22 protein-coding genes are annotated in these 23,717 nt (G+C 72.3%); 8 read left to right on the top strand and 14 right to left on the bottom strand.

Annotation, left to right across the window (positions count from 1 at the left end):
• Positions 1 to 214: 214 nt before the first annotated feature.
• The 8 genes from ACQ1X7_RS11520 to ACQ1X7_RS11485 form a co-directional block, all read right to left on the bottom strand.
• Positions 215 to 1,789, bottom strand: a complete 1,575-nt coding sequence (locus ACQ1X7_RS11520; RefSeq protein WP_432478333.1) for a serine/threonine-protein kinase — start codon at positions 1,787 to 1,789, stop codon at positions 215 to 217.
• On the bottom strand, positions 1,786 to 2,550 hold the full coding sequence (locus ACQ1X7_RS11515) for a hypothetical protein (protein WP_432478332.1): 765 nt from the start codon (positions 2,548 to 2,550) through the stop codon (positions 1,786 to 1,788). Before ACQ1X7_RS11515 ends, ACQ1X7_RS11520 begins: the two co-directional genes overlap by 4 nt.
• A gap of 155 nt (positions 2,551 to 2,705) precedes the next feature.
• A complete protein-coding gene (locus ACQ1X7_RS11510) occupies positions 2,706 to 4,760 on the bottom strand; it encodes a PhoX family protein (RefSeq protein WP_432478331.1) in 2,055 nt (684 codons plus the stop codon).
• 133 nt (positions 4,761 to 4,893) lie between these two features.
• Entirely contained in the window at positions 4,894 to 5,289 is a 396-nt protein-coding gene (locus tag ACQ1X7_RS11505) for a VOC family protein (protein ID WP_432478330.1), read from the bottom strand.
• An 87-nt stretch (positions 5,290 to 5,376) separates the two neighbouring features.
• On the bottom strand, positions 5,377 to 6,819 hold the full coding sequence (locus ACQ1X7_RS11500) for an aminotransferase class V-fold PLP-dependent enzyme (protein WP_432478329.1): 1,443 nt from the start codon (positions 6,817 to 6,819) through the stop codon (positions 5,377 to 5,379).
• Positions 6,820 to 7,016: 197 nt separating this feature from the next.
• Entirely contained in the window at positions 7,017 to 7,583 is a 567-nt protein-coding gene (locus tag ACQ1X7_RS11495) for a TIGR03086 family metal-binding protein (RefSeq protein WP_432478328.1), read from the bottom strand.
• Positions 7,583 to 8,569 carry a hypothetical protein gene (locus tag ACQ1X7_RS11490; protein ID WP_432478327.1) on the bottom strand — a complete coding sequence of 329 codons (987 nt, stop codon included), beginning with the start codon at positions 8,567 to 8,569 and terminating at the stop codon, positions 7,583 to 7,585. Before ACQ1X7_RS11490 ends, ACQ1X7_RS11495 begins: the two co-directional genes overlap by 1 nt.
• Positions 8,570 to 8,648: 79 nt before the next feature.
• Complete coding sequence (locus ACQ1X7_RS11485; protein ID WP_432478326.1) at positions 8,649 to 9,230, bottom strand: GNAT family N-acetyltransferase; 582 nt, start codon at positions 9,228 to 9,230, stop codon at positions 8,649 to 8,651.
• A 92-nt stretch (positions 9,231 to 9,322) separates the two neighbouring features.
• Between ACQ1X7_RS11485 and ACQ1X7_RS11480 the strand changes: the two genes are divergently transcribed.
• Positions 9,323 to 9,943 carry a pyridoxamine 5'-phosphate oxidase family protein gene (locus ACQ1X7_RS11480; RefSeq protein ID WP_432478325.1) on the top strand — a complete coding sequence of 207 codons (621 nt, stop codon included), beginning with the start codon at positions 9,323 to 9,325 and terminating at the stop codon, positions 9,941 to 9,943.
• A gap of 4 nt (positions 9,944 to 9,947) precedes the next feature.
• On the opposite strand, the gene ACQ1X7_RS11475 is transcribed toward ACQ1X7_RS11480, so the two are convergent.
• Positions 9,948 to 10,742: a class I SAM-dependent methyltransferase gene (locus tag ACQ1X7_RS11475; RefSeq protein WP_432478324.1), complete on the bottom strand. Its 795-nt coding sequence runs from the start codon at positions 10,740 to 10,742 to the stop codon at positions 9,948 to 9,950.
• 100 nt (positions 10,743 to 10,842) lie between these two features.
• Between ACQ1X7_RS11475 and ACQ1X7_RS11470 the strand changes: the two genes are divergently transcribed.
• A complete protein-coding gene (locus tag ACQ1X7_RS11470; protein WP_432478323.1) occupies positions 10,843 to 12,483 on the top strand; it encodes a helix-turn-helix transcriptional regulator in 1,641 nt (546 codons plus the stop codon).
• A gap of 3 nt (positions 12,484 to 12,486) precedes the next feature.
• Here ACQ1X7_RS11470 and ACQ1X7_RS11465 read toward each other — a convergent pair whose 3' ends face one another.
• Positions 12,487 to 12,969: a VOC family protein gene (locus tag ACQ1X7_RS11465; protein ID WP_432478322.1), complete on the bottom strand. Its 483-nt coding sequence runs from the start codon at positions 12,967 to 12,969 to the stop codon at positions 12,487 to 12,489.
• Between the two features lie 61 nt (positions 12,970 to 13,030).
• Between ACQ1X7_RS11465 and ACQ1X7_RS11460 the strand changes: the two genes are divergently transcribed.
• Positions 13,031 to 13,684 carry a TetR/AcrR family transcriptional regulator gene (locus ACQ1X7_RS11460; RefSeq protein WP_432478321.1) on the top strand — a complete coding sequence of 218 codons (654 nt, stop codon included), beginning with the start codon at positions 13,031 to 13,033 and terminating at the stop codon, positions 13,682 to 13,684.
• Positions 13,685 to 13,699: 15 nt separating this feature from the next.
• On the opposite strand, the gene ACQ1X7_RS11455 is transcribed toward ACQ1X7_RS11460, so the two are convergent.
• Positions 13,700 to 14,494: a hypothetical protein gene (locus ACQ1X7_RS11455; protein ID WP_432478320.1), complete on the bottom strand. Its 795-nt coding sequence runs from the start codon at positions 14,492 to 14,494 to the stop codon at positions 13,700 to 13,702.
• Positions 14,495 to 15,093: 599 nt separating this feature from the next.
• Between ACQ1X7_RS11455 and ACQ1X7_RS11450 the strand changes: the two genes are divergently transcribed.
• Both ACQ1X7_RS11450 and ACQ1X7_RS11445 read left to right on the top strand, forming a co-directional pair.
• Positions 15,094 to 16,326, top strand: coding sequence for a DUF222 domain-containing protein (locus tag ACQ1X7_RS11450; protein ID WP_432478319.1), 1,233 nt, complete (start codon positions 15,094 to 15,096; stop codon positions 16,324 to 16,326).
• A gap of 65 nt (positions 16,327 to 16,391) precedes the next feature.
• The gene (locus ACQ1X7_RS11445) at positions 16,392 to 16,856 is read left to right on the top strand and encodes a GNAT family N-acetyltransferase (protein ID WP_432478318.1); all 465 of its coding nucleotides are present in this window, start codon (positions 16,392 to 16,394) and stop codon (positions 16,854 to 16,856) included.
• A gap of 3 nt (positions 16,857 to 16,859) precedes the next feature.
• Here ACQ1X7_RS11445 and ACQ1X7_RS11440 read toward each other — a convergent pair whose 3' ends face one another.
• Positions 16,860 to 17,468, bottom strand: coding sequence for a DinB family protein (locus tag ACQ1X7_RS11440; protein ID WP_432478317.1), 609 nt, complete (start codon positions 17,466 to 17,468; stop codon positions 16,860 to 16,862).
• 152 nt (positions 17,469 to 17,620) lie between these two features.
• Here ACQ1X7_RS11440 and ACQ1X7_RS11435 point away from each other — a divergent pair, with 152 nt between their 5' ends.
• The 3 genes from ACQ1X7_RS11435 (at position 17,621) to ACQ1X7_RS11425 (ending at position 20,510) form a co-directional block, all read left to right on the top strand.
• Positions 17,621 to 18,532 carry an AEC family transporter gene (locus ACQ1X7_RS11435; RefSeq protein WP_432478316.1) on the top strand — a complete coding sequence of 304 codons (912 nt, stop codon included), beginning with the start codon at positions 17,621 to 17,623 and terminating at the stop codon, positions 18,530 to 18,532.
• A gap of 179 nt (positions 18,533 to 18,711) precedes the next feature.
• The gene (locus ACQ1X7_RS11430; protein ID WP_432478315.1) at positions 18,712 to 19,926 is read left to right on the top strand and encodes an alpha/beta fold hydrolase; all 1,215 of its coding nucleotides are present in this window, start codon (positions 18,712 to 18,714) and stop codon (positions 19,924 to 19,926) included.
• A 14-nt stretch (positions 19,927 to 19,940) separates the two neighbouring features.
• Positions 19,941 to 20,510, top strand: a complete 570-nt coding sequence (locus tag ACQ1X7_RS11425) for a GNAT family N-acetyltransferase (RefSeq protein ID WP_432478314.1) — start codon at positions 19,941 to 19,943, stop codon at positions 20,508 to 20,510.
• Here the strand turns inward: ACQ1X7_RS11425 and ACQ1X7_RS11420 are convergent.
• Together ACQ1X7_RS11420 and clpB are read right to left on the bottom strand one after the other, a co-directional pair.
• A complete protein-coding gene (locus ACQ1X7_RS11420; protein ID WP_432478313.1) occupies positions 20,467 to 21,021 on the bottom strand; it encodes a metallophosphoesterase family protein in 555 nt (184 codons plus the stop codon). The genes ACQ1X7_RS11425 and ACQ1X7_RS11420 overlap by 44 nt on opposite strands.
• Positions 21,018 to 23,600 (bottom strand): ATP-dependent chaperone ClpB, encoded by a 2,583-nt coding sequence (gene clpB, locus ACQ1X7_RS11415; RefSeq protein ID WP_432478312.1) that lies wholly within the window; start codon positions 23,598 to 23,600, stop codon positions 21,018 to 21,020. The genes ACQ1X7_RS11420 and clpB overlap by 4 nt, the downstream gene beginning before the upstream one ends.
• Positions 23,601 to 23,717: the final 117 nt, after the last annotated feature.

Genomic DNA, 23,717 nt, shown 5'->3' with positions numbered 1-23,717 from the left:
CTCACACGGCCACGGAGGACGAGCCATCTGCAACACCTCGATCATGTCAAGGCGTTGCACTCAAGGTTGAGCCCACACGCGACCTCCTCAACCACCGGTGACCGGCGTCATCAAGCGTCGGAGGTTGAGGTGCGAGGGCCGCCCAGGCCCGAGCCTCGAAACCCCCGCACCCCTGCAGGGCCGTGCCCACGCTGGTGCACCGGCGGGCCTGTGGTCACGACCGGTCCGCGTCCTCCCACCCGAGGGCACCGTCCAGCCCAGGGGCGGCGCAGAGCGACTGGATGAGCTCGAAGGTGGTGGGCGCGCGCTGCTCCACGAAGTTGCAGGCCAGCTTGGTCGCCCGTGGTGTGTTCGACACGACCTCGGCGGAGAACGGCCAGACCCGATAGGCCAGCGCCGTCGAGAACCAGCCCGCCTCGTCCCTGCTCTCGCGGATCCAGACCGACCAGGTGTCGTCCTCCACCTCCACCTCCTGCTCCGGCCAGGGGGCGAAGTCACGGGAGATGATGTCGCGGGCAGCGCCTGCCGAGCTCCACTCGCTGTAGCGGATCCCCTCGCGGGGGTTGGCGCTCGTGAAGGGGCAGAAGTAGCCCAGCTCCTTCTCCGGCGACAGCGGGCGCCACGTTCGCCGGCAAGCGCCCCGGTCGAAGCCCGGGTAGACCCACTCGAGACCCTCACGGCCCGTGGGGGTGGAGCAGTTCTCCGTCTGTCTCGTCACCCGCCCGTCCCAGCACCGCACCCGTCGGGGCTGAGTCGCGGCCGCGGGGGCCGAGGACGACGGGCGCTCTGTCGGCACGGCCGTGCTGGCGTCCGGTCCACCGTCGCCCAGGGCCAGGGTCAGCGAGGCGATCGTCGCGGCGACGGCGACACCCGCGACGCCGACGAGCGCCACGACGGCGGCACGACGGCGTGTGCGCGACGTCCGCGACGGAGCGACCAGGAGCTCCTGCTCGGTCGCCAGCGCCCTCAGCGCCGTCAGGTCCTCCCGCATCTCGCGCGCGGATCCGTACCGGTCCTCGGGCTTCTTGGCCATGGCGCGCGCCACGATGGCGTTGGCGCGGAGGCTCCCCGCGTCACCACCGGGGAGCTGCGGGACGGGCGCGCGCAGGTGCGCCGTCGCGATGTCGACGTCGCTCCCCCGGTACGGCGGCGCGCCGGTCAGGGCGGCCCACAGCAGGCAGCCGAGCGAGTAGATGTCCGTCGCCACACTGGCCGGCGCCCCGGACTGTCGCTCCGGGGCCAGGTACTCCAGCGTCCCGAGCACCCCGCTCGCCGAGGTCGTCTCGTCTCTGTCGCCCTTCGCGATGCCGAAGTCACAGAGGAACGCGTGGAGCTCACCGTCGGGCAGGATCCGCAGCAGCACGTTCGCTGACTTGAGGTCGCGGTGGACGACCCCGTGCGCGTGCGCCTCCTCCAGGGCGGCGGCGACCTGTGCCACCACGTCGGCTGCGCGGCTCGCCGGGAGCGGACCGTGCTGCTCGAGGTGACGGCGCAGGTCACCATCGGGAACCAGCTGGGTGACGAGATAGGGGCAGCCGTCCTGCTCGCCGTGCTCGAGGATGTAGACGATGTGGGGCGAGTCGAGCCGGGCCAGCGTCGCAGCCTCCCGGCCGAACCGCTCCCGCAGTCGGGGATCCGCCGCCGCGTGCGGGGCGAGCGCCTTCACCGCGACCTCGCGCTCCAGGTCGTCGGGAACAGCGGCGAAGACGACGCCCATCCCGCCGTGTCCGAGCACCCGGGTGATCCGAAAGCGCCCGACGGTGTCACCCACCTGCGGGAACCAGCTCACGGCGCATCCAGACGTGCCAGCACTGCGTCGCGCAGCCGACGGATGGTGGCGTGGGGGAACACCTGTCCGTAGTGGGAGACCGTGAGGGCCAGGCGTTCACCACCTTCCGGCACGACCAGGTCTGCTGCCTCGACGGCCTCCTTGAGCCGCTCGTTCACCCAGTACAGGCTGGTGTGGCCGCACCACAGCCCGCAGAGCCGGCGCAGGGCCTCGCTCGGGCGCTTCTCTCCGACCAGCTCCGGATAGCGGTGCACGGCGACCGCGAGCGCGGCGACCGTGATCCAGGGGTGGGCGTCCGGCCCGGGATCCTCCGGCGACCAGGGGACCTGGGTGCGTTCGGCGGCCGCGGTCGGCGACACCGCGAGCGACGGGGCCGCCCGGTCCGTCAGCCGCTGGGCCCCGATCGCGACGGACATCCTCAGCACGATCGGCGGGAGCTCCACCTTGACCGTGTAGTTGCCCCCGAACAGGTGCACCGGTCCGGACCCGAGGGCCACGATGTGGCGCTCGCGGTCGTCGTCTGAGTCGACGAGCACCCGCCCCAGGCCGCTCTGCCGGGAGCTGACGCGGCACACCCCGGGTTCGGGACAGCGGATCGTGAACGCCACCCGGCTCAGGGTCGGGAGGAGCAGGGTCTCAGTGCAACGCTCGTCCCGGCCGAACGACCACGCCTCGCCGGGCGCGAGGGCGGCCGTGACCTGCGGGCCCCCGAGGAGGGAGTACTCCAGGGCGACCCGGCGGCTCCCTCCGTCCCCCGCCATCGCGACCCCAAGCCGCCGGGCCAGGATCGCCAGTACCGCTCCGACCCGGCGTTGTTCCGATCATGTCGGAACTCATGCTTCCGCCGGGGATATGCCGGGTCAAGGATCGCGCACGTCAGTCACCCGTTCCGGCCGACCCGAGGCGCCACACGGGCTCACCCTTCGTAGGTCACGACGACCGACGGGCGCGCGAAGGGATCTGTGTGCGGCCAGGTGCTGATCGGCGCGGCGTACGTCCCTCCGGCTCCCGGGTGCTGCACCGTCGTCCACACCGTGCGACCGTCCTTGCTCACGAGCGGCCCGGACGCCTCCGCACCGGGCGGGACGGTGAGGAACTGCTTGACGAAGCCGCGCTCCGGCCCGCTCACGGGCACCCGGAAGATCCCGTCGTTCGACCCCAGCACGTTGCCGTCGGTGGACAACCACAGGTTGCCCTCATGGTCGAACGCGACGTTGTCGGGGCAGCTGATCGGGCTGACCTCCTCCTTGGGATACCCGGCGAAGTAGGACTCGCAGTCCTCGGGGAGGCCGCAGACGAGCATGAGCGACCACGCGAACGTCAGCGCGTCGCTCCGATCGTCGTCCTCGGTCAGCTCCAGCACGTAGCCGTTGCGGTTGCCGGTGACCTGCCTCGGTGGCGTGGCGAGCGAGTCCTTGATCAGGCTGCTGCCGACCGGGTTCGCGGCGTCGACCGGGACCGAGACACCCCGGACCGGGCTCTTGGTGAGGGCCGCGTAGACCTTCCCGTTGACGGGGTTCGGCTCGACGTCCTCCGGGCGGTCCATCTTGGTCGCACCGGCCAGATCGCCCGCGATGCGGGTGTCGATCAGCACGTCGGCCACCGACATCCCGGCCACGTACGACTGCGTGTCGGAGGTGAGCGGGATCCACTCGCCGGTCCCGTCGTGCTCCCGCGGCACCCCGGGATCGCAGGCCTCCGGCTGGTCGCCGGAGAACCGCGCGACGTACAGGGTCCCGTGCTCGAGGAGCCCGAGGTTGTGCTTCCGCGCGGCGGGGCTGCCGCCGCGCCGGACGGTGTCCCGCGTGACGAACTTGTAGAGGTACTCGTTGATCTGGTCGTCCCCCATGTACGCCACCACGCGACCGCTCGTGGTGAGCGCCACGTTGGCGCCCTCGTGCTTCAGACGCCCGAGCATCGTGTGCTTGCGCGGCGTGGACGTCGGGTCGTACGGGTCGACCTCCACGATCCAGCCGAACCGGAACGGCTCGTGCGGCTCGGTCGTGAGGTCGAAGCGGGGGTCGACCTCGCTCCAGCCCCGGGTCCCCGCGCCCGTGATCGTGTAACGGGCGTACGACGCGGTGTACCGGCTGTCGAGGGTCCCCGAGCGATCGAAGTACTGGTTGAAGTTCTCCTCGCCGCTCAGCACCGTCCCCCAGGGCGTCGTCCCGCCGGCGCAGTTGTTGAGGGTGCCCAGGACGGTGGCTCCGTCGGGGTCGGCAGCCGTCCGGAGCCGCGGGTCCCCGGCCGCCGGGCCCACGACCCGGAACGGGGTGGTCCCGGTGATCCGACGGTTGCGGATGGTCCGCTTGACCGGCACCGGCGTCCACCTCCCGGTCGCGGCCGTGTGGCGCCGCACCTCGATGACGGACATGCCGTGGCACTCGATCTGCACGCGCTTCATGGTCGCGGAGGCGTGCGACCCGACCGGGAACATCAGCTCGGGACTGGTGAACTCGTGGTTGCAGACCAGCAGCCCGCGGGTGGCGCTCGTCTGGAGCACGCACAGGTAGTCGTTGTTGTAGCCCCACTGCCGGGCCGCAGCCTCGGGGGTCTGGTGCATGATGTCGAAGACCGGAGCGTCGGGGGTCACCGCGTCTCCCCAGCGGATGACGAGGTCCTGCCGGAAGCCGTCCGGGATGACCACGGCGTCCAGCTTGTTCGGGAGGACCGGTTCGAACCCACCTCCGACGGCCCCCGACGTCGCCGACGACGCGGCGCGGGCCGGGCGCGCGAGGGCGGAGCCGATGACCAGGGCGCCACCCGCCAGGCCTCCCTGCAGGACCGACCTGCGGGAGAGCGCGCGCTCGACGACCTGCTCGAACGTGGGGTTGGCACTCCGGTTGGGCGGCTGGAGGTCGCACTCGTTGCCGCACTTCCACTGGCACACGGCGAGGCTGCGGTTGCCGTGCCTGAATCCCCACGAGGGCGGGGTGGGCGTCAGCGGTAGGGGATGGCGTTCGCGGGACATGACGGGCCTCCTGCCGGTTCGAGGTCGAGCGAGGCGCGTCTGCCCCACTGCCCGGAGGGCATCACGACCGACCTCGGGTGACCACCCGGACCAGAACTCGTTCTGACGAACCCTCGGTGCGGGTCCTGACCGGTTACGGGCCTGCCGGCTCCGGCCAGCCGCCGTACGGGACGGTGAGGATCTCGAGGACGTGGCCGTCCGGGTCCAGCCAGTACAGACCGCGGCCTCCGTCGTTGGTGTTCACCTGCTGCGCCCGGCGCCGACCTGGGTCGGCCCAGTACGGGATCCCGCGGTCCAGGATCCGGCGGTGGATCTGGTCGAACTCGTCCTCGTCGACCAGGAACGCGTAGTGCTGGGGGTGCACCGGGCCTTCCTCGAGGAAGTCGAGGGAGATGTCGTTGGCCACCGTCACCACGGAGAACGGCCCGTAGGTCGTCGGGGGCCCGACCCCCAGGACCTCGGACAGGAACCGGGACGAGGTCTGCTGGTCGGTGCAGTAGACGATCGTGTGGTTGAGCTTCACCGGCATCCGGGGCTCCGTGCTCCGCGAGCGTTGGCTGCGAACTCAGCTGCTCGAGACCACCAATCTAGTGCTCCTGCGCGCTGGTCGCTGGACCTAACCTCGCCGGACGACGGCCGCGAGCGCGTCCACGGCGCGGTCGACGTCCCGCTCGTTGGTGTACGCCGCGAAGCTCAGACGACACGTGCCGGGATCCAGGCCGAGGTCCCAGTGGGCGAGGCTGGCGCAGTGGCAGCCGGCGCGGGCCTCGACGCCTTCCCGGTCGAGGGCCGTCGCCAGCGCGCGAGGGTCGGTCCCTCTGACGGTGAAGGCCAGCAACGGGGACCGCGCCGCGCCCGTGGGCGGTCCGTAGCTGCGCAGCCCCGGGATGCCGTCCGTCCCTGCGAGCGCCCGGTCGGTGAGGCTCGCGACGTGGCTGTTGACCCGGCTCATGGTCCTCACCACGTCCTCGCGGGGGAGCGGCGAGCAGCCCTCGAACCGTGGGGAGCCGTCGTCGAGCACGAGGTCGGCCAGGAGGCGCAGCGCCTGCGCGGACGCGACCACCCCCAGCACGTTCGGCGTGCCGGCGGCGAACTTCCACGGCAGCCCGCCGTACTCCACCCGGTCCGGTCTCACCTGTCCGTCGGCGACCATGTCACCGCCGTACAGGAACGGCAGCGACCGTTCGAGCAGTGGTTCGCGGGCGTAGAGAACGCCCACCCCGAACGGCGCCAACATCTTGTGGAAGGAGAAGGCGAGGTAGTCCACGCCCAGCTCCTGCACGTCGATGAGCGTCGTCGGCGCCAGCTGAGCGGCATCGACCAGCAGCAGTGACCCGCGCTGACCCGACGGTTGCAGGTACCCGGCGGCGTCGGCGATCGCCCGGATCCGGTCCAGTGGCGGCTTGGTCCCGAGGAAGTTGGAGGCGCCGCTCACGCAGACCAGCTTCGTGCGGGAGTCGACGAGCCCTGCCAGGTGATCCAGGTCGAGCTCGCCGGTGTCGTGGTCGAAGCGCGCCACCCGGCACTCCACCGACCGGCCGAACTTCGGCAGCACCTCGCGCGCCAGGGCGTACCAGGGCACGAAGTTGGAGTTGTGCTCCATGAGCGTCGTGACCACGTTGTCGCCGTCGCGGAACTCGGTGAGCAGGGAGTACATGACGGCGTTGATCGCCTCGGTGGTGGCCCGGTAGGTGGCGATCGTGCGTCGGCTCGGAGCGTTGATCCAGGTCGCGATCGTGTCGTAGGACTCCTCGAACCGCTCGGTCATGCGCTGCGACGCCGTCGACTGCCCACGGTGGACCCCCTCGTACCAGGGAGCGAGCCTGCGGTAGAGGTCGACCAGCTCCACCGGGGTCTGCGTGGTGGCCGCGTTGTTGGTGACGACCCGCCCGGTTGCCGGGAAGTCGAAGTGCGTGCGGATCGCCTCCACGTCGAGGCCGTCCACGGTCGGCACCGGCGCGGCGCCCCCGGGTCCGCGTTCGCGGCGCCGCGCTCGCCGCTGCGGGAACAGCCCCTCCGTGATCAACCGCTCACTCACGTAGCCGTAGTGGTGATTCATGCCCAACCCCCTCGACACCGGTCGTGCGCGACAGCCGGTGTCGGTCTCGATGCCAGCGACCAGGCCGCTCGACTGGTGCCGCTCCTTGGAGGAGTCCCGTGGCCCACGACCTGATACCGGACGACGCCGATTCGGCCACCTGGCCGACGGATCGTGACGCCCTGGCTGACGTGGGGTGGGGGACGTGGGGCCGGTCGTCAGCCCCAGCGCGAGCTACGACCGAAGCGGGCGAGGAGCTGGGTCTGGGCGTCGCCGGAGACGTCGACGCGGGGGCCGATGACGCCGGCCGCGCGGTACAGCTCCTCGCGCTCGGCGAACCACGCGGCGACGGCGGCGACCAGGTCCTCGTCGAGGGAGGTGTCGCCGCCGGTGGCGGCGGCGAGGTCCCAGCCGTGGATCAGGTGGTCGGCGGTGAGCTGGGCGACGTACTCGGCCATGTCCTCCTCGCCGTAGGAGAGGTTCACCTTGCCGGCGGTCGGCAGCGTCTCGGCCACGGCGTTCAGGGCGGTGGCGGCGGCGGCGCGGGCGGCGGCGCGCGGGTCGTCGCCGAGCTGGTCGCCGTCGAAGAGGTCGCCGACCTCCTCGATGGTCGAGCCGCGCATCAGCGGTTCGGTCCACAGGTCCTCGCCGACGACGTGGTTGACGAGGGTGCGCACGTCCCAGTCGGCGCACGGGGTGGGCAGCGCCCACTGGTCCGGGCCGACGGCGTCGACGCGGGCAGTCCAGCCGTCGACGGTACGGCGGTACACGATCTCCGGGTCCATCACCAAGCTCCTTCCTCGATCGCCTCCCGTGCCTGCCCGATCCACCACGCGAGGCTCGCGCGCTCACGCTGGCGCACGTCCTCGTCATCGCTCTCCACGATGTCGAGCGTCTTGTTCCACCCCAGCCAGCACAGCGCCGAGACCAGGGCGAGCCGCATCGAGCGGGCGTCGTACGCCGGCCCGGCCGCGCTGCGGTAGTGCGCGAGCACCTCGTCCGGGCGTACGTCGACCACGTGGGCGCAGCCGACCAGGAAACGGGCGACGTCGACCGCGCCCGGCGCGGCCACCGGCATCGCCCAGTCGAGCAGCACCAGCCGGTCGCCGTCGAAGGCCATGTTGACCGTGGCGAGGTCGCCGTGCGCCAGGGTGACCGGGCCGGCGAGCAGGCCGGCTGCGAGTGGCCGCATGTCGCCGTGCAGCTCGAAGATCGCGGACGACACGTCGCGCGGCACCAGCGACGGGTCGGCGAAGTACTCCCAGCCGCGCATCGCCGCGGCGAACAAGTCACTGCCGCCGCGGGCCAGGCCGGCGATCCTCCGGGGCGCGAACATGTCGAGCATCGGGGCCAGCGGCGCGACCGCCGTCGGCGGGTCGCCGAGGTAGGCGAGGTGCAGCGCGGCGACCCGGTCGAGCACCCAGCGGCACCGCGCCGCGTCGAGCCGGTCCTCCCAGGACAGGACCGCGTCGCCGAGGTCGCGCATCACGATGACCGTGGTGTCGTCGCCCTCGGTCCAGCCGTCGACGACGGCGTGACCGACGCCGTCGGGGAGCCGCTCGAAGCCGCCGGATCGCCACAGCAGGTACTCGTGGGCGTACGCCTGGTCGAAGATCGCCAGCGTCAGGTCGGTCTCGGGCGTGACCCGCTTGACCACGACGGTGCGCCCGTCGGCGAGCGTCACCCGCTCGAGGGCAGCACCCGACTTCCCCACGTGCTCGACGAGGGCGGCACGCCCGATCGCGTCGTCCAGGATCCCCCCTGGCGCCACCTGCCCACGGTGGCACCACCACCGGCGTCACGCCATGGGCGGAAGGATTTTGTGGGGAGTTTGTCACCCAGCGGGGGGCTCAGGCCGGGTCGACGGTCCGCCGCATCACGGTGTGGCCCTTGCCCTTGGGCCGGTCGTAGGTGAAGCCGGCCCGCTCGTAGAGGGCGCGGGTGCCGTTGTAGAGGAACGAGTTGTTGACCCGCCGCCCGTCGGACAGGTCCTGCGGGTAGCCCTCGACGATCCCGCCGCCGGCCTCGGCGATCAGGTCGAGCGCGCCCTGCAGCGCCAGGAGGGAGATCCCACGCCGGCGGTACTCCTTGTCGATGAAGATGCACGTGAGCCGGTAGTCGGGCAGCTGGTCGAGCCCGGCCTCGTAGTGCTTGCGGTGGTGGATGTTGGGCAGCTCCTCCGGCGTGCCGAACTCGCACCACGCCACGGCTCGGTCGCCGTCGAAGACCAGGGCCGCGTGGGCGCGGCCCTCCTCGACGTACCTGCACTTGAGCGCGCGGTTGCCGTCGTAACCCTGGCCGCGCTCGGGGCTGTCCGGGTGGAAGTAGATGCACCAGCACCCGCCGAAGATCCCGTTGTGCCGCTCGACCAGGGCCGCGAACGCGTCCCACGTCTCGGGCGAGAGCGGGCGGATCGTGAGCCCGTCGGTCATGACGGCACCGTACGGCGGATCCCGGACGATCCGGTACCGGTCGACGGCGGGCGCGGCCGGGAGCACACTGGTGGCCGAGCCGAGGAGGAACCATGGCGTCGGGATTCCACGACGGCAGCCGGTCGCTGCAGGACCGTTACGACACCCGCGCGCTGGCCGACCGGATCGACGACCTGCTCGTCAGCGACACCATCAGCGACTCCGACCGCACGTTCATCGAGGCACGCGACATGTTCTTCCTCGCGACCGCCGACGCCGAGGGGCGGCCGACCTGCTCCTACAAGGGCGGCGAGCCCGGCTTCGTGCACGTGCTCGACGAGCACACGCTCGCGTTCCCGAACTACGACGGCAACGGCATGTACCTCTCCACCGGCAACGTCCTGGTCAACCCGCACGTCGGGATGCTGTTCATCGACCTCGAGAAGGGCCACCGGATGCGGCTCGAGGGCGAGGCGTCGATCGACCTCGCCGACCCGCTGCGGTCGACGTGGCCGGAGGCGCAGTTCGTGGTGCGGGTCCGGGCGCGCGCCGTCTACCCCAACTGCCCGCGCTACATCCACCGCTACCAGCTGGTCCGCCGGTCCCGCTTCGTCCCCCGCGACGACTGCCTCACGCCCGTGCCGGAGTGGAAGCGCTCGGACTGGGCGTACGACGCGTTGCCGGCCGAGGACCCGGCGCGGGATCCCGGCGAGCGGGACGTGCTGGGTCGCTGAGCAGCTACCGCTTGCGTCCCGCGACGAACACCGCTCGCACCGGCATGGTGACGGCCCCCTGCTCGTCCACGAAGTCGGCGAGCACGTCGCGGACGTCCCGGGCCAGTGCGACGTACGCCGCCGGGTCGATGCGGTCGGCGAGCGGCGTCGCGCCGACCTCGGTCTGCACCAGGGCCTCGACCGACGGGAACGAGACCTCGCCGAGCACGGACTCGCTGCTCGTGGGCTCGGCCCCTGCCTCGTCGAGCAGTGCCCGGAACTGCGCGACGTCGCCCCTCGACCAGTACGTGCCGAGCAGCCGCCGGGCGCCGTCGCCGGCGTGGCGGACGACGGCGTCGACGAACGGTCCGTAGCCCGGCTGGTCGGCCAGCTCGGCGTACGTCTGGAGGGCGACCGTGCCGCCGGGTCGGACGACCCTGACCATCTCGCGGCAGGCCGCAGCCGGGTCCGGGAAGAAGAACAGCGCCGACTGGCACAGGGAGGCGTCGAACGATGCGTCGCCGTACGGCAGGTCGCCGGCGTCGCCGACCCGCCAGTCGAGGCCGGGTACGCACTCGCGGGCGACCTGGACCATCGCGGGGTTGAGGTCGACCCCGCTGACCTGGCCGCCCGGCCCGACCACCTCGCTCGCGGCGCGCGCGACCACGCCGGTTCCGCAGGCCACGTCGACCACCCGCAGACCGGGGCCGACGCCGGCATGTCGGAGGAGGGTCGGCACCCACTGCGCGAAGAGCGCGGGGACGAACAGGTCCTCGTAGGCGTGGGCCTGCTCGAGGCTGAGGTCGAACGTCTCGGTCATCGGGTCACCTCCGGGTCCACGCCAGTGTCACCGTCGCCACGCTTCGGAGCATCGGTCGGTTGACCTATCCAGTGCGCCGCCGGAGGTTCAGGATGGCGGGATGACCGAGTCCGGCCTGCGCGAGGCGGTGGCCCGGGCCGACGCTGGCGACTGGTCCGCGGCCCGGGAGGGGTACGTCGCGGTGCTGGGGGTCAGGGAGTCCGCCGAGGCCCGCCACGGACTCGCGCGGGCGTGCTGGTGGCTGGGCGAGGTGCGGACCGCTCTCGACCACGGGGAGCGCGCGGTCGCGGCGTACGAGGAGGAGGGGCGGTTCGCGGACGCGGCGATGCTCGCGGTCCACGTCTCGCTCTGGTACCTCAGCAACTTCGACAACGACGCCGCGGCCGACGGCTGGCTCGCCCGCGCCCGCACGCTCGCCCGGCGCGGCGACTCCGACGTGGTGGCCGGATGGGTCACCCTCGTCTCGGGCTACGTGGCGAGCGACCCGGTCGAGGGCCGGCGTCTCATCGAGTCGGCCGCCGACACCGCGGCGAGGCTCTCCGACCGCGACCTGGCCACCATGGCGCGGGCGGACCTCGGCCTCTGGCACGTGGCCAGCGGCGAGGTCGACAGCGGCCTGGCCCTGCTGGACGAAGCGCTGGCCGAGGCGTTCGGGGAGCCGCGCGGCATGCTCGAGGTCGCGGTGTGGTCCGGCTGCAACATGCTCGCTGCGTGCAGCCTGGTCGACGACCTGCGGCGCGCCACCCAGTGGTGCCGGGCGGCCGACCGGTTCACCGAGACCTACGGCTGCCCGTTCCTCCAGGCCCGGTGCCGCGCCCACTACGGGAGCGTCCTGGTCGCCACCGGCCGCTGGGAGGAAGCAGAGCAGGAGCTGGCCGCCGCGCTGGCGATGTCGGCCGACACCGGCCGTGGGCCGAGGCTCGAGGCGATCACGGCCCTCGCCGAGCTCCGGCGCTGCCAAGGCGAACCGGAGGCCGCGCTGGTCCTGCTGGACGACGCGGACCACACGCCGTACGGGCTCGTGACGCAGGCGCGCTGCCTGCTCGACCTCGGTCGGCCGGAGGAGGCGCGCTCAGTACTGTCGGGAGAGCTCGCCGCGCGGGCGGACGGGCTCGCCGACCCGCTGCTGGTGGCGGTGCTCGCGGAAGCCGAGCTCGCCGCCGGCCGCACCGAGGAAGCGGCCCGGTTGGTGGCGCCCGAGGCGTCCGCCTGGGAGCTGGCCACGTTCCCGCGCACGGTCGGGCTGCTCGCGCGTGCGGCCGGGCTGGTGGCCACAGCCGCCGGCGACACGGAGACCGCGCGTCGACAGCTCGGGCTCGCCCTCGACACCTTCGCCCGGCTCGAGCTCCCGTACGACGCGGCTCGCGTCGAGCTCGACCTGGCCCGGCTGCTCGTCTCGGTCGACCCCGGGGCCGCGGCCGCACGGGCACGCTCCGCCCACCGGCGGCACGAGTCGCTGGGTGCCCGGCGCGAGGCCGCTGGAGCGGCCGCCCTGTTGCGTTCGCTCGGCGTCGTCCCACCACCCGGGGCGCGGGGAGGGGCACCGCTCTCGGAGCGGGAGCGGGACGTGCTCGGCCTGGTCGCCCAGGGTCTCACCAACCCGGAGATCGGTGCTCGACTCTTCCTCAGCCCGCGCACCGTCGGCCACCACGTCAGCAGCATCCTGCACAAGCTGGGACTGCGATCTCGCGCCGAGGCCGCGGCGTACGCCGCCCGCGAGTCGGCGCGTCGGACGCCCTGAGGGTCACTCCTCGCCGAGCTCGGCGGCCCGCCTCTGGGCGGTCGCGATCGGGTCGTCGATGACCACGACGTCGTCGGGGTCGAGCTCGGTGTGGTGCTGGTGGGTGTAGAACCGGACCTCGTGGCCGTCCGGGTCGTGGAGCAGCGGGAGGATCCAGCCGAAGCTCGCGAAGTGCACGCCGGCGTGCTCCTCGCCGAGCTCGTCGAGGCGGGCGGCGAGCGCCTTGATCGACGCCTTGTCGGGCACGCCGATCGAGAAGTAGTCGAAACCGGCGGCCGCGCGGGCCTTCTCGGGGGCGAGCACGAAGCCGATCGGCGGGCCGCCGTTCGGGTGCTCCATCCCGATGCCGGTCACCTCGCCGTCGGTGCGGAACTCCTCGGCGAGGCGGTAGCCGAGGCGACTCTCGTACCACCGCTGCGACCGCCGGAGGTCCGACACGGGCAGCTTGAGGTGGTGCACTCCCGCGAGTAGCGGTGCCTGCTCCATGGCCCCTCCCCTGACTTGCAGTGCGACTGCAAAATCCGATGTTGCAGTTAGACTGCAACTCGTGACCCCCGATGTCAAGACCCCCGTGGCCCCGTCCACTCGCGCGGAGCGGACCGAGCAGAGGATCGTCGCCGCGGCCCGGGAGCTGTTCGTCGCGCACGGCTACCGCGGTACCACGCTCACCGACGTGGCCCGGGCCGCCGGCGTCGCCGAACGCACGATCTACGTCCGGTTCGCCACCAAGGCCGAGCTCCTCAAGCGGGTCGTCGACGTCGCCGTCGTCGGCGACACACAACGGATCCCCCTGGCCGACCGCGACTGGGTCGAGGTGGTGATGAACGCGCCCACCCTGGACGAACGCCTCGCCGCCGAGGCCGCCGGAGCCGCCGAGCTGATGGACCGGATCGCGCCCGTGCTCGCGGTCGCGATCCAGGCCGAGGGCGAGGAGCCGCTGATCGCGGACGCCGCCCAGGCCGCCCGCGAGGACACGCTGCGCCAGGGCCGGGCGTTCTGGGAGAAGCTGGCCGCCGACGGTCTGCTCGACCCGGCCGTCGACCTCCAGTGGGTGATCCCGACCTGCGCACTGCTCGCCAACGCGGAGACCTACGTGCACATGACCCGCACCCTGCGCTGGACGGGGGAGGAGTACCGGCAGTGGCGGTACCGCACCTGGTGGCACGTCGCCACGGTTCCGTGCGCGACACCGCCCAGCTGAACCCGACGGGTCTGCTCAGCGGACCTCCACCAGCCACGGGTCGACGCCCTCCGGCGACGAGGCCCCCAGCCGGGCCCGGTACGGCGGACCGTCCTTGAGTCCGAGCAGGAGCGACACCTCGCCGGTGCCCGCAACGTCAGGCCCCTCCGCCCGCGACCGGCCCTGCCGGGGCGCCAACCACACCTGCAGCGTCGAGGTCACCTTCAGGTCCGACTCCCGGGGCGCACGGGCGATGAGCCAGAGCAGGAACGAACCCTCGAGCGGCTGGCTGTGGGTCGCGGTGAAGTCCCAGAACGAGATCGACTCCTGCAGGCCGTATCCGCGTACGAACTCCTGCCCTGGCGCCGTGGACTTCTCGCCTCCCTTCAGGCTGACGAACTTCATGTCGGCGCCGATCTCCACGCTCTGCTCACGCGCGCTGCCGTCGCGGTCGGACAGGGGCCGCAGGGAGTAGGCGATCGGCGCCGGCGCGGCGAGTCCGTCCTGGCGAGCCAGCACCACGGTGAGCCTGGCGTTGCTGAAGACCCACTCGTCGGTGGGGTAGAAGCTGCATGCCAGCTGCAGGTTGGCGAACACGGCCTGCTCGTGGTCCTTGACCCGTTCGCGGAGCCGGACGTCGCCCTCGCTCGCCGACTCGGTCAGGACGAGGACGTCCGGACTCCCGAGCGAGGCACGCGGCTGATCCAGCGACGCCGAGCCCGTTGGCTCGCCCTCCGGAAGGCGCAGGGTGCCCCGGCGTGGAGCCCGCGAGCGCGACCTCCGTATCCACACCAGGACGGCCACCAGCGCGAGAGCCACGACTGCGCCCACGGCCAGCACGACCGTCGCCGATGTCCAGCCCTCGGGCGCGTCGTCCCCGGTGGAGGGTTCCGGCCCGGGCGAGGGCGTTGCAGGCTCGGAGGTGGGCGGCTCACCGGTCGGCGTCGGGGTTGCCGACCCACTCAGACCCGGGGTCTCCGTCGGCTCCGGGGCGGCGTCCACCCCGTCGTCCGACCCTCCCAGGACTCGGGTGGCGAGCAGGAACGCGGTAACGGCGACGAGCAGCACGAGCCCCGTGCCGACGAGGGGCGCCTTCGCGTGGTGCGCCCGAGCCGCCATCGGGGCCTCAGCCACATCCGCGGCTCTCGGCTCGGGCGTCCCGAGGTCGATCTCGACCTCCTTCGTGGACCGCGAAGGTCGTGCTGTGACGCGCATCGTCCCTCCCGTTGCGACCCGCACCAGCACCTTCAGGCTAACCCTGTTCCGGCTCCTCGGAGCCGTTCATCGGAGGGGGATGCTCCAGAGGCAACGTCGCCCGCTGCACCGGTCGGCGACCATCGGGTCCCGGCGAGCTCACGATCCACCTGAGCTCTGTCCACAAGGTCAATTCGGCACTGGTGATCGAACGTTTGTTCGAATAGACTGACGGCATGTCAACGGTCCTCGACCTCCACCCCACGCCCGGCCACCCGGCCGCGGCCGTGGCGGCGGTGCACGAGGCGCTGGACGGAGTGGACGTGGACGGTGTGGCGCCGGGTGACTACGCCGGCGTGGTCGCGGAGGCGGCCCGGGCGCGGTCGCGGCTGCACGCCCTGGAGCTGCGGCTCGTCGCCGCCGCCGAGCGGTCCCAGGTCGCCCGGGAGGCGGGCTGCGCGTCGACCGGAGCATGGCTGTCGAAGCAGACCCGGTCCGGCACCGCCACCGCGGCCCGGGCGGTGAAGCTGGCCACCGACCTCGACGACCACCTGCCCGCCACCTCCGCCGCCCTGGCCGAGGGATCCGTGTCCACCGAGCACGCCTCGGTGATCGCTCACGCCACCTCCCGACTCCCCCGCAACCTGTCGACCGACCAGGTCGCCACCGTGGAGGCCTCGCTGGTCGAGAAGGCCCGGCGGGTCGACCCCGCCCAGCTGCGCCGACTCGCCCGTCGGGCGCTGGCCGCGGTCGAGGACGACACGAGTGTCGTGGACGCCCACGAGGAGCGGCAGGTCCGCGACGAAGAGGGCGCCGCTCGCGACAGGACGCGGCTCACCCTCCACGACAACGGCGACGGCACCCTGTCCGGCCACTTCACCGTCCCGCTGCTGGCCGGTTCGATCCTCAGGAAGATCCTCGAGGCCATGACCGCACCCCGTCGGAGCCGGGTCGGGCACACGACCGACTGGGCTCACCAGCGCGGCGCCGCGTTCGCACAGCTCCTCGAACACCTGCCCACCGACCACCTCCACAGCAAGGTCGCCGCCACCGTCGTGGTCACCCTCGACCTCGAGACCCTGCGCGGCCGACTGAAGGCGGCCGGTCTCGACACCGGCGACCTGGTCTCCGCCGCCCAAGCCCGTCGCCTCGCCTGCCAGGCCGGCATCGTGCCCGCCGTCCTCGACGGCGCCAGCCTCCCGCTCGACCTCGGGCGAAGCTCACGGCTGTTCACCGAGGCCCAACGGGTGGCCGGAGCCACCCGCCACACCAGCTGTGCCGCCGACCGCTGCGAGGTCCCCTACGCGTGGTGCGAGCTCCACCACCGCACGCCCTGGAGCCGCGACGGCCGCACGGACCTCGCCGACATGGTCCCGCTCTGCGGCTTCCACCACCGACGCATCCACGACCCCGGCCACGACCACCGACGACTCCCCGACGGATCGGTCAGGTTCACCCGGCGGACATGAGGGTCTTCGATCGCGAGCTCTACACCTGAAACATCCCCGAAATCCGGGTGTCGCACCATGACCCCGTGACACTGACCATCGATCGGGCCGACTTCGCCGACCCGACGCTCGGCCGCTTCCTGCAGGACCACCTCGACGACCTGGAGCCGACCGCTCCCGCAGAGAGCCGCCACGCCCTCGACCTGGGCGGACTCCAGGCGCCCGGGGTGCGGATGTGGGTGTCGCGCGACCCCGACGGGATCGTCGGTACGGCGGCGCTCGCGACGCTCGAGGGTCGTCACGAGGAGCTCAAGAGCATGCGGACCGACCCGCGGCTGCGAGGTCGGGGGATCGCCCGCGGGCTGCTCGCCCACGTGCTCGCCGATGCGCGGGAGCGCGGGATCCGCCGGGTCTCGCTGGAGACCGGCAGCATGGCGTTCTTCGAGCCGGCGCGGAGGTTCTACACGCAGGCGGGGTTCGTGCCGTGCCCGCCGTTCGGGTCCTACGTCGACGACCCGAACAGCGTCTTCATGACGCTCGCCCTCGCCTGAGCGCTACTGGCCGACGCGGCCGTCGATGCGCTCGCGGAGCAGGTCGGCGTGGCCGCAGTGCCGCGCGTACTCGACGATGTGCGCGATCAGCATGTCGCGCATCGTCAGGTCGCCGCCGTCCGGCCCGAGGTCGGAGACCCCCGCGTTGAAGGTGTCGAGGTCGGTGACGGACTCGATGAACCGGTCGGTGGCCGCCATCTCGGCGCGCCACTGCCGCCACGCCTCGTCGACGACCGCGGGCTCGCCCACCGCCCCGTTCCAGTCGCCGTCCCGGTCCTCGTCGGTGCAGTAGAGCTTGGGCGCGTCCTCGCCGGCCATCACCCGCCGCACGTGGCGTTCGTCCTCCGTGACGTGCCGCACGAGCCCGAGCAGCGACATCGTGGAGGGTGACACCGAACGCCGGGCCAGCTGGTCGTCGTCGAGGCCGGCGCACTTCATCTCGATGGTGAGCCGGTAGTAGCGCAGGTAGTCGAGCAGCATCCCGCGCTCGTCGCCGAGGTCGACCTCCGTCTCCCGCGGGTCGTCGTCCGGGTCGACCCACATGTCGGGGAAGACGGTGGCCTCCGTCCAGCGCATTGCCTGGTCTCCAGTCTCAGCGTCCGAGGTGCTCATGCCCGCATTGTCGACGCCCGGCCCGGCGGGGCGACACCGAATATCGCGCGCTCTCCGGTCTCACCACCCGGCACCGGCACTCGGCCCCGCCACCACGCTGGGCAGGATGAGCGGGCGAGCCCACGGTCGACGCAGGACAGGCGGGAGAACGCATGCAGCTGCTTCTCGGGTTCACGACGATCCTCGTCGTGATCGCGTGCGGGACGGCGCTCGCCCACACCGGGGTGCTCGACGCGCGGTCGCAGCGGACGCTGGGCGAGATCGCGTTCTTCGTCGCCTCGCCGGCGCTGATGGTCGTGACGATCAGCGACGTCGAGGTGTCCGGGGCCGTGACCAACCTGGCGGCCTCGGGGGGCGCGCTCACGACCTGCTTCGTGCTCTACGCGCTGGTCGCGCGGCTGCGGTGGCGGCTCGACGCCGGGTCGGTGCTGATCGGGTCGCTGTCGTCGTCCTACGTGAACGCCGGCAATCTCGGCCTCGCCATCGCGGCGTACGTGGTCGGCGACATCACCATCGTGGTCCCGACCCTGCTCATCCAGATGCTGGTGGTGCAGCCGGCGGCGCTCGTGGTGCTCGACCGGATCACCGGTCGGGGCGCGGGGTCGTCCGCCCTGCTCCGACGGCTGACGACGAACCCGCTGACCGTCGCAGCCCTCCTCGGCGTCGTGCTGGCCGTGACCGGCTGGGAGTTGCCCACGCTGGTCGCGTCGCCGCTGGAGCTGCTGGCGGGCGCGGCGATCCCGATGATGCTGCTGTCGTACGGAGCCGCCCTCCGCCTCAGCCCCGCCGTCGGACGGACGGGCCACACCCGCGAGGTCGTGCTCGTCTCGGTGCTCAAGCTCGCCGTGATGCCGGTCCTGGCGTGGCTGCTCGGCGTGGCCCTCGACCTGTCCGACCAGCTGCTGCTGGGCGTCGTGGTCACCGCGGCGCTGCCGACCGCCCAGAACATCTTCCTGCACGCCACCCGCTACCGGGTCGGTGAGGACGTCGCGCGGGAGAGCATCCTGGTCACCACGCTCGCCTCGCTCCCCGTGGTGCTGGCCGTCGCCCTCCTGCTCGGCTGAGCGCTTGCCGGTGAAGGGTCGGACGGGCGCGGTTTCCCCGGCCGGCCGGGGAAACCGGAGGTTCGTGGGCGAAACATCCCCCGCCAACCTCCAGACTCGCCCACGAACCTCGGACGCAGGACGCTCAGGAGGCGACCCGGCGTGGGCGCGACCGCCGTCACGCCTGAGACGATGCGCGCATGCCGACCCGCGACCACCTGATCGAGGTCCCCGTCGACCACGACGACCCGAGCGGCCCGACCCTGACGCTGTACGCGCGCGAGCTGGCGCGTCACGGCGGCGACGACCTGCCGTGGCTGGTCTTCCTCCAGGGCGGGCCCGGCTCGGAGAGCCCGCGGCCCAACCGCTTCGAGCAGGCGGCGTGGATCGGGCGGGCGCTCCGGGACTTCCGGCTGCTGCTGCTCGACCAGCGCGGCACCGGGCGGTCGACGCCGGTGGGACGGCTCGACCAGGTCCCCGGGGACGACGTGGCGGCCAAGGCGGCGTACCTCACCCAGTTCCGGGCCGACGCGATCGTGCGCGACTGCGAGCTGCTGCGCGAGCACCTCGGGGTGGAGCGCTGGTCGCTGCTCGGCCAGTCCTTCGGCGGGTTCACCTCGACCACCTACCTCACGCTCGCCGCCGGGAGCCTGGCCTCGGTGCTCGTCACGGGCGGCCTCCCGGGGGTGGGGGTGTCGCCGGACGCGATCTACTCCGCGACGTTCACGACGATGCTGGACAAGTCGGAGCGGTTCTACGCGCGCTTCCCCGGCAACAGGGACCGGGTGCGGGCGGTGCTCGACCTCGCCGCGGCGGGCGAGCTCACGCTGCCGGACGGCGACCCGCTGACCCCGCGCCTGTTCCGCACCCTCGGCAGCAAGCTCGGCATGGACGGGGGCGACCAGAAGCTCCACCACCTGCTCGAGCTCGACCCCACCTCGCCGGCGTTCGCCCACGACACCGCGGCGATGCTCCCGTTCGGCGCGCGCAACCCGATCTACACCTTCCTCCACGAGTCGAGCTGCGCCGACGGCTACCCCACCCGGTGGTCGGCCCAGCGGGTCCGCCCGGCGGCCTACGAGGAGGACGAGACGCTGCTGACCGGCGAACACCTCTTCCCGTGGCACTTCGCGGACCGCGGGGCGCTGCAGCAGTACGCCGAGCTCGCCGACGTGCTGGCCGAGCACCCGTGGCCGCGGCTGTACGACGAGGACGCGCTGCGTGGTGCCGACGTCCCGGTCGCGGCGTGCGTCTACCACGACGACGCGTTCGTCGACCGCGAGCTGTCGCTGCGCACCGCCTCGCTGCTCCCGCGGGTGCACCCCTGGATCACGAACGAGCACGAGCACAACGGCCTGCGCACCTCCGGCGAGCGGGTCCTCGACCGGCTGATCCGGATCGCGCGGGAGCTGTGAGGATGCCACCACGCGTGCGGGTGCCGGCCGAGACACCCGTGCTGCGCACCGAGCGGGTCGTGCTGCGCCCACTCCGGCCGTCCGACGTCGACGAGCGGCGGGCGCTCGGGAATGACCCGGAGATCCTGCAGATGTTCGGCGTCCGGCCCGAGTTCTCCGAGCCGGCGCCGGTGTCGGAGGAGGAGTCGCAGGAGTGGTACGACGACCTCGCCGGCGACCCGAACCCGCTCCTGTGGGCGATCGAGCACGAGGGCCGGTTCGTCGGCACCACCAGCCTGCACTCGCTGCGTGAGGACGATGCGAAGGCTCAGCTCGGCATCGGCCTCCTCGACCGTCGCTGCTGGGGGCGTGGGCTCGGCCAGGAGGTGACGCAGGAGGTGGTCCGGTTCGGGTTCGAGGAGGTCGGCCTGCACAGGATCGGCCTCAAGGTGTTCGCCCACAACGAGCGCGCGATCCGCTGCTACGCCCGCTGCGGCTTCGTCGAGGAGGGCCGCGAGCGCGAGGCGGCGCACGTCGGCGGCGCGTGGCGGGACGACGTGATCATGGGGATCCTCGCGACCGACCTTTGCCCTCCAGGCCGGTAGCCGAGGCCCGGGGCGGGAGCTCGTGGAGCGTGAGGTCGTGCAGCGCCCCGCCGCCGTCCACGGTCACCGTCAGGTAGGTGCAGAAGGGTTGTCGCCGGCGGTCGGTGGGCGAGCCGGGGTTGAGCAGCCGCAGTCCTGTGGCCGTGGTGGTGTCCCACGGGATGCGGCTGTGGCCGAAGACGAGCACGTCGAGGTCGGGGTAGGCCGCCCTGCAGCGCTCCTCGCGCCCCGCGGCCGCGCCGGTCTCGTGGACCACGCCGAGCCGGACGCCGTCGATCTCGGTCCGGGCCACCTCCGGCAGCCGTTCGCGCAGCTCGCCGTGATCGTTGTTGCCGAAGACCGCGACCAACCGGCGCGACCGCTGCTCGAGCTCGTCGAGCAGCGCCACGTCGACCCAGTCACCCGCGTGCACCACCACGTCGGCCGCCTCGACCTCCTGCCACACCTGCGCCGGGAGGCCGCGGGCCCGCCTCGGCACGTGGGTGTCGGCGAGCAGCAGCAGCCGGGTCACCGCAGGACCAGCTGGCCGTCCGCGACGTCGACGGTGACCGAGCCGCCGTCGACGACGTCGCCGGAGAGCAGCCGGCGGGCCAGTGGGTCGCCGATCGCGGTCTGGATCAGCCGCCGCAGCGGGCGGGCGCCGTACGCCGGGTCGTAGCCGGTGTCGGCGAGCCACTCCTTGGCCGCGTCGGTCACGGAGATCGCGATCCGCCGGACCGCGAGCCGCTTCTCGAGCAGCGCCAGCTGGAGGTCGACGATCCGGGCCAGGTCGTCCTTGGACAGCGCGTCGAAGATCACCGTCTCGTCGAGCCGGTTGAGGAACTCCGGCTTGAACGACGACCGCACCACCGCCATCACCGACTCCCGCTTCTTCTCCGGGTCGAGGGTCGGGTCGACCAGGAAGTGCGAGCCCAGGTTGCTGGTGAGGATCAGCAGCGTGTTGCGGAAGTCGACGGTCCGACCCTGGCCGTCGGTGAGCCGGCCGTCGTCGAGCACCTGCAGCAGGATGTCGAAGACCTCCGGGTGCGCCTTCTCGACCTCGTCGAGCAGCACCACGGAGTACGGGCGCCGGCGCACCGCCTCGGTCAGCTGGCCGCCCTCGTCGTAACCGACGTAGCCGGGAGGGGCGCCGACCAGCCGCGAGACCGAGTGCTTCTCGGAGTACTCGCTCATGTCGATCCGGACGATCGCCCGCTCGTCGTCGAACAGGAAGTCGGCGAGCGCCTTGGCCAGCTCGGTCTTGCCGGTGCCGGTCGGGCCCAGGAAGAGGAACGAGCCGGTCGGCCGGTTCGGGTCGGAGATGCCGGCCCGCGACCGGCGTACGGCGTCGGAGACCGCCTCGACGGCGGCCTTCTGCCCGATCAGCCGCTCCCCCAGCACCGACTCCATCTCGAGCAGCTTCGTGGTCTCGCCCTGGAGCATCTTGCCGGTCGGGATGCCGGTCCACGCCTCGACGACGTCGGCGATCTGCTCGGCGCCGACCTCCTCGCCGACCAGCGGCTCGAGGTCGACCCGTTCGGCGGCCTGCACCTCCGCGATCTGCTTCTCGAGAGCGGGAATCCGGCCGTACTGGATCTCGCTGGCCCCCGCGAGGTCCCCCTCGCGGAGCAGCTTCTCGGCCTCGATCTTGAGGCCGTCGAGCTCGCGGCGCAGCTCGCCCTCGCCCTGGAGCTGGTCCTTCTCCCGCTCCCAGCGCGCCTCGAGCCCGCGCAGCGACTCCTCCTTGTCGGCGAGGTCGCGACGCAGCGCCTCGAGCCGTTCCTTCGAGGCGTCGTCGTGCTCCTTCTCGAGCGCGAACTCCTCCATCTTGAGCCGGTCGACCTGGCGCCGGAGCTGGTCGATCTCCTCCGGGGACGACTCGTGCTCCATCCGCAGCCGCGAGGCCGCCTCGTCGATCAGGTCGATCGCCTTGTCGGGCAGCTGCCGGCCGGTGATGTAGCGGTCGGACAGCGTGGCGGCGGCGACCAGGGCGGCGTCGGTGATCCGGACGCCGTGGTGGGCCTCGTACTTCTCCTGGATCCCCCGCAGGATCTGGACGGTGTCCTCGACGCTCGGCTCGCCGACGAAGACCTGCTGGAAGCGGCGCTCCAGCGCGGGGTCCTTCTCGATGCGCTCGCGGTACTCGTCGAGGGTGGTGGCCCCGATCATGTGCAGCTCGCCGCGGGCCAGCATCGGCTTGAGCATGTTGCCGGCGTCCATCGCGGAGTCGCCGCCGGCGCCGGCCCCGACCACGGTGTGGAGCTCGTCGATGAAGGTGATCACCTGGCCGCCGGCGTCCTTGATCTCCTCGAGCACGGCCTTGAGCCGCTCCTCGAACTCGCCCCGGTACTTCGCGCCGGCCACCATCGCGGCCAGGTCGAGTGCGAGCACCCGGCGCCCCTTGAGCGAGTCGGGCACGTCGCCGTCGACCACCCGCTGGGCCAGCCCCTCGACGACGGCGGTCTTGCCGACGCCGGGTTCGCCGATCAGCACCGGGTTGTTCTTGGTCCGCCGCGACAGCACCTGCACCACCCGGCGGATCTCGGCGTCGCGCCCGATGACGGGGTCGAGCCGGCCGTCCTCGGCCGCCTGGGTGAGGTCGACGGAGTACTTCTCGAGGGCCTCGTACGTCGACTCGGCGTCCTGGCTGGTGACCCGCCGGTTGCCGCGGACCGCGGTCAGCCCCTCGCGGAGCCCGTCGGCGCTGAGCCCGGCGTCGGTGAGCAGCCGCTGGGCGGAGGACTCGACGGTGGCCAGCGCGATCAGGAGGTGCTCGGTGGCGACGTAGTCGTCCTTCATGGACGCGGCGAGGTCGAGGGCCGCGGCGAGCACCCGGGTGAGGGCGGGCGACGCGGCGGGCTGCTGCACCGTCGAGCCGCTCGCGCTGGGCAGCGCCCGCGCCTCCTGCTCGGTGCGCGCGGTGAGCGTGGCCGCGTCGACGCCGGCCTTGGTGACCAGGGTGCGGGCGGTGCCCTCCTCCTGGCGCAGCAGGGCCAGGAGCAGGTGCACCGGCTCGGTCTGGGTGTTGCCGGCCGTGGTCGCGGCCAGCTGGGCGGCCTCGATGGCCTCCCGGCTCCGCGTCGTGAACTTCTCGGCTCCGAACTCGCTCACTGCTCTCCCTTCCTGCGCATGGTTGACGGCTCTCGATGGTGTCAACGACCGAAGAGTTGAGTCTGTTCCACTCAACTTCACCTGGTCCAGTCACGGCCACCGAAACCTCGAGCGCCT

Origin of the sequence: Nocardioides sp. GXQ0305 (genome assembly GCF_050880345.1) — a bacterium.
Classification (GTDB): Bacteria; Actinomycetota; Actinomycetes; order Propionibacteriales; family Nocardioidaceae; genus Nocardioides.
Note: the sequence above shows the minus strand (reverse complement) of the source record. Positions and strands in the feature narration are given on the sequence as shown.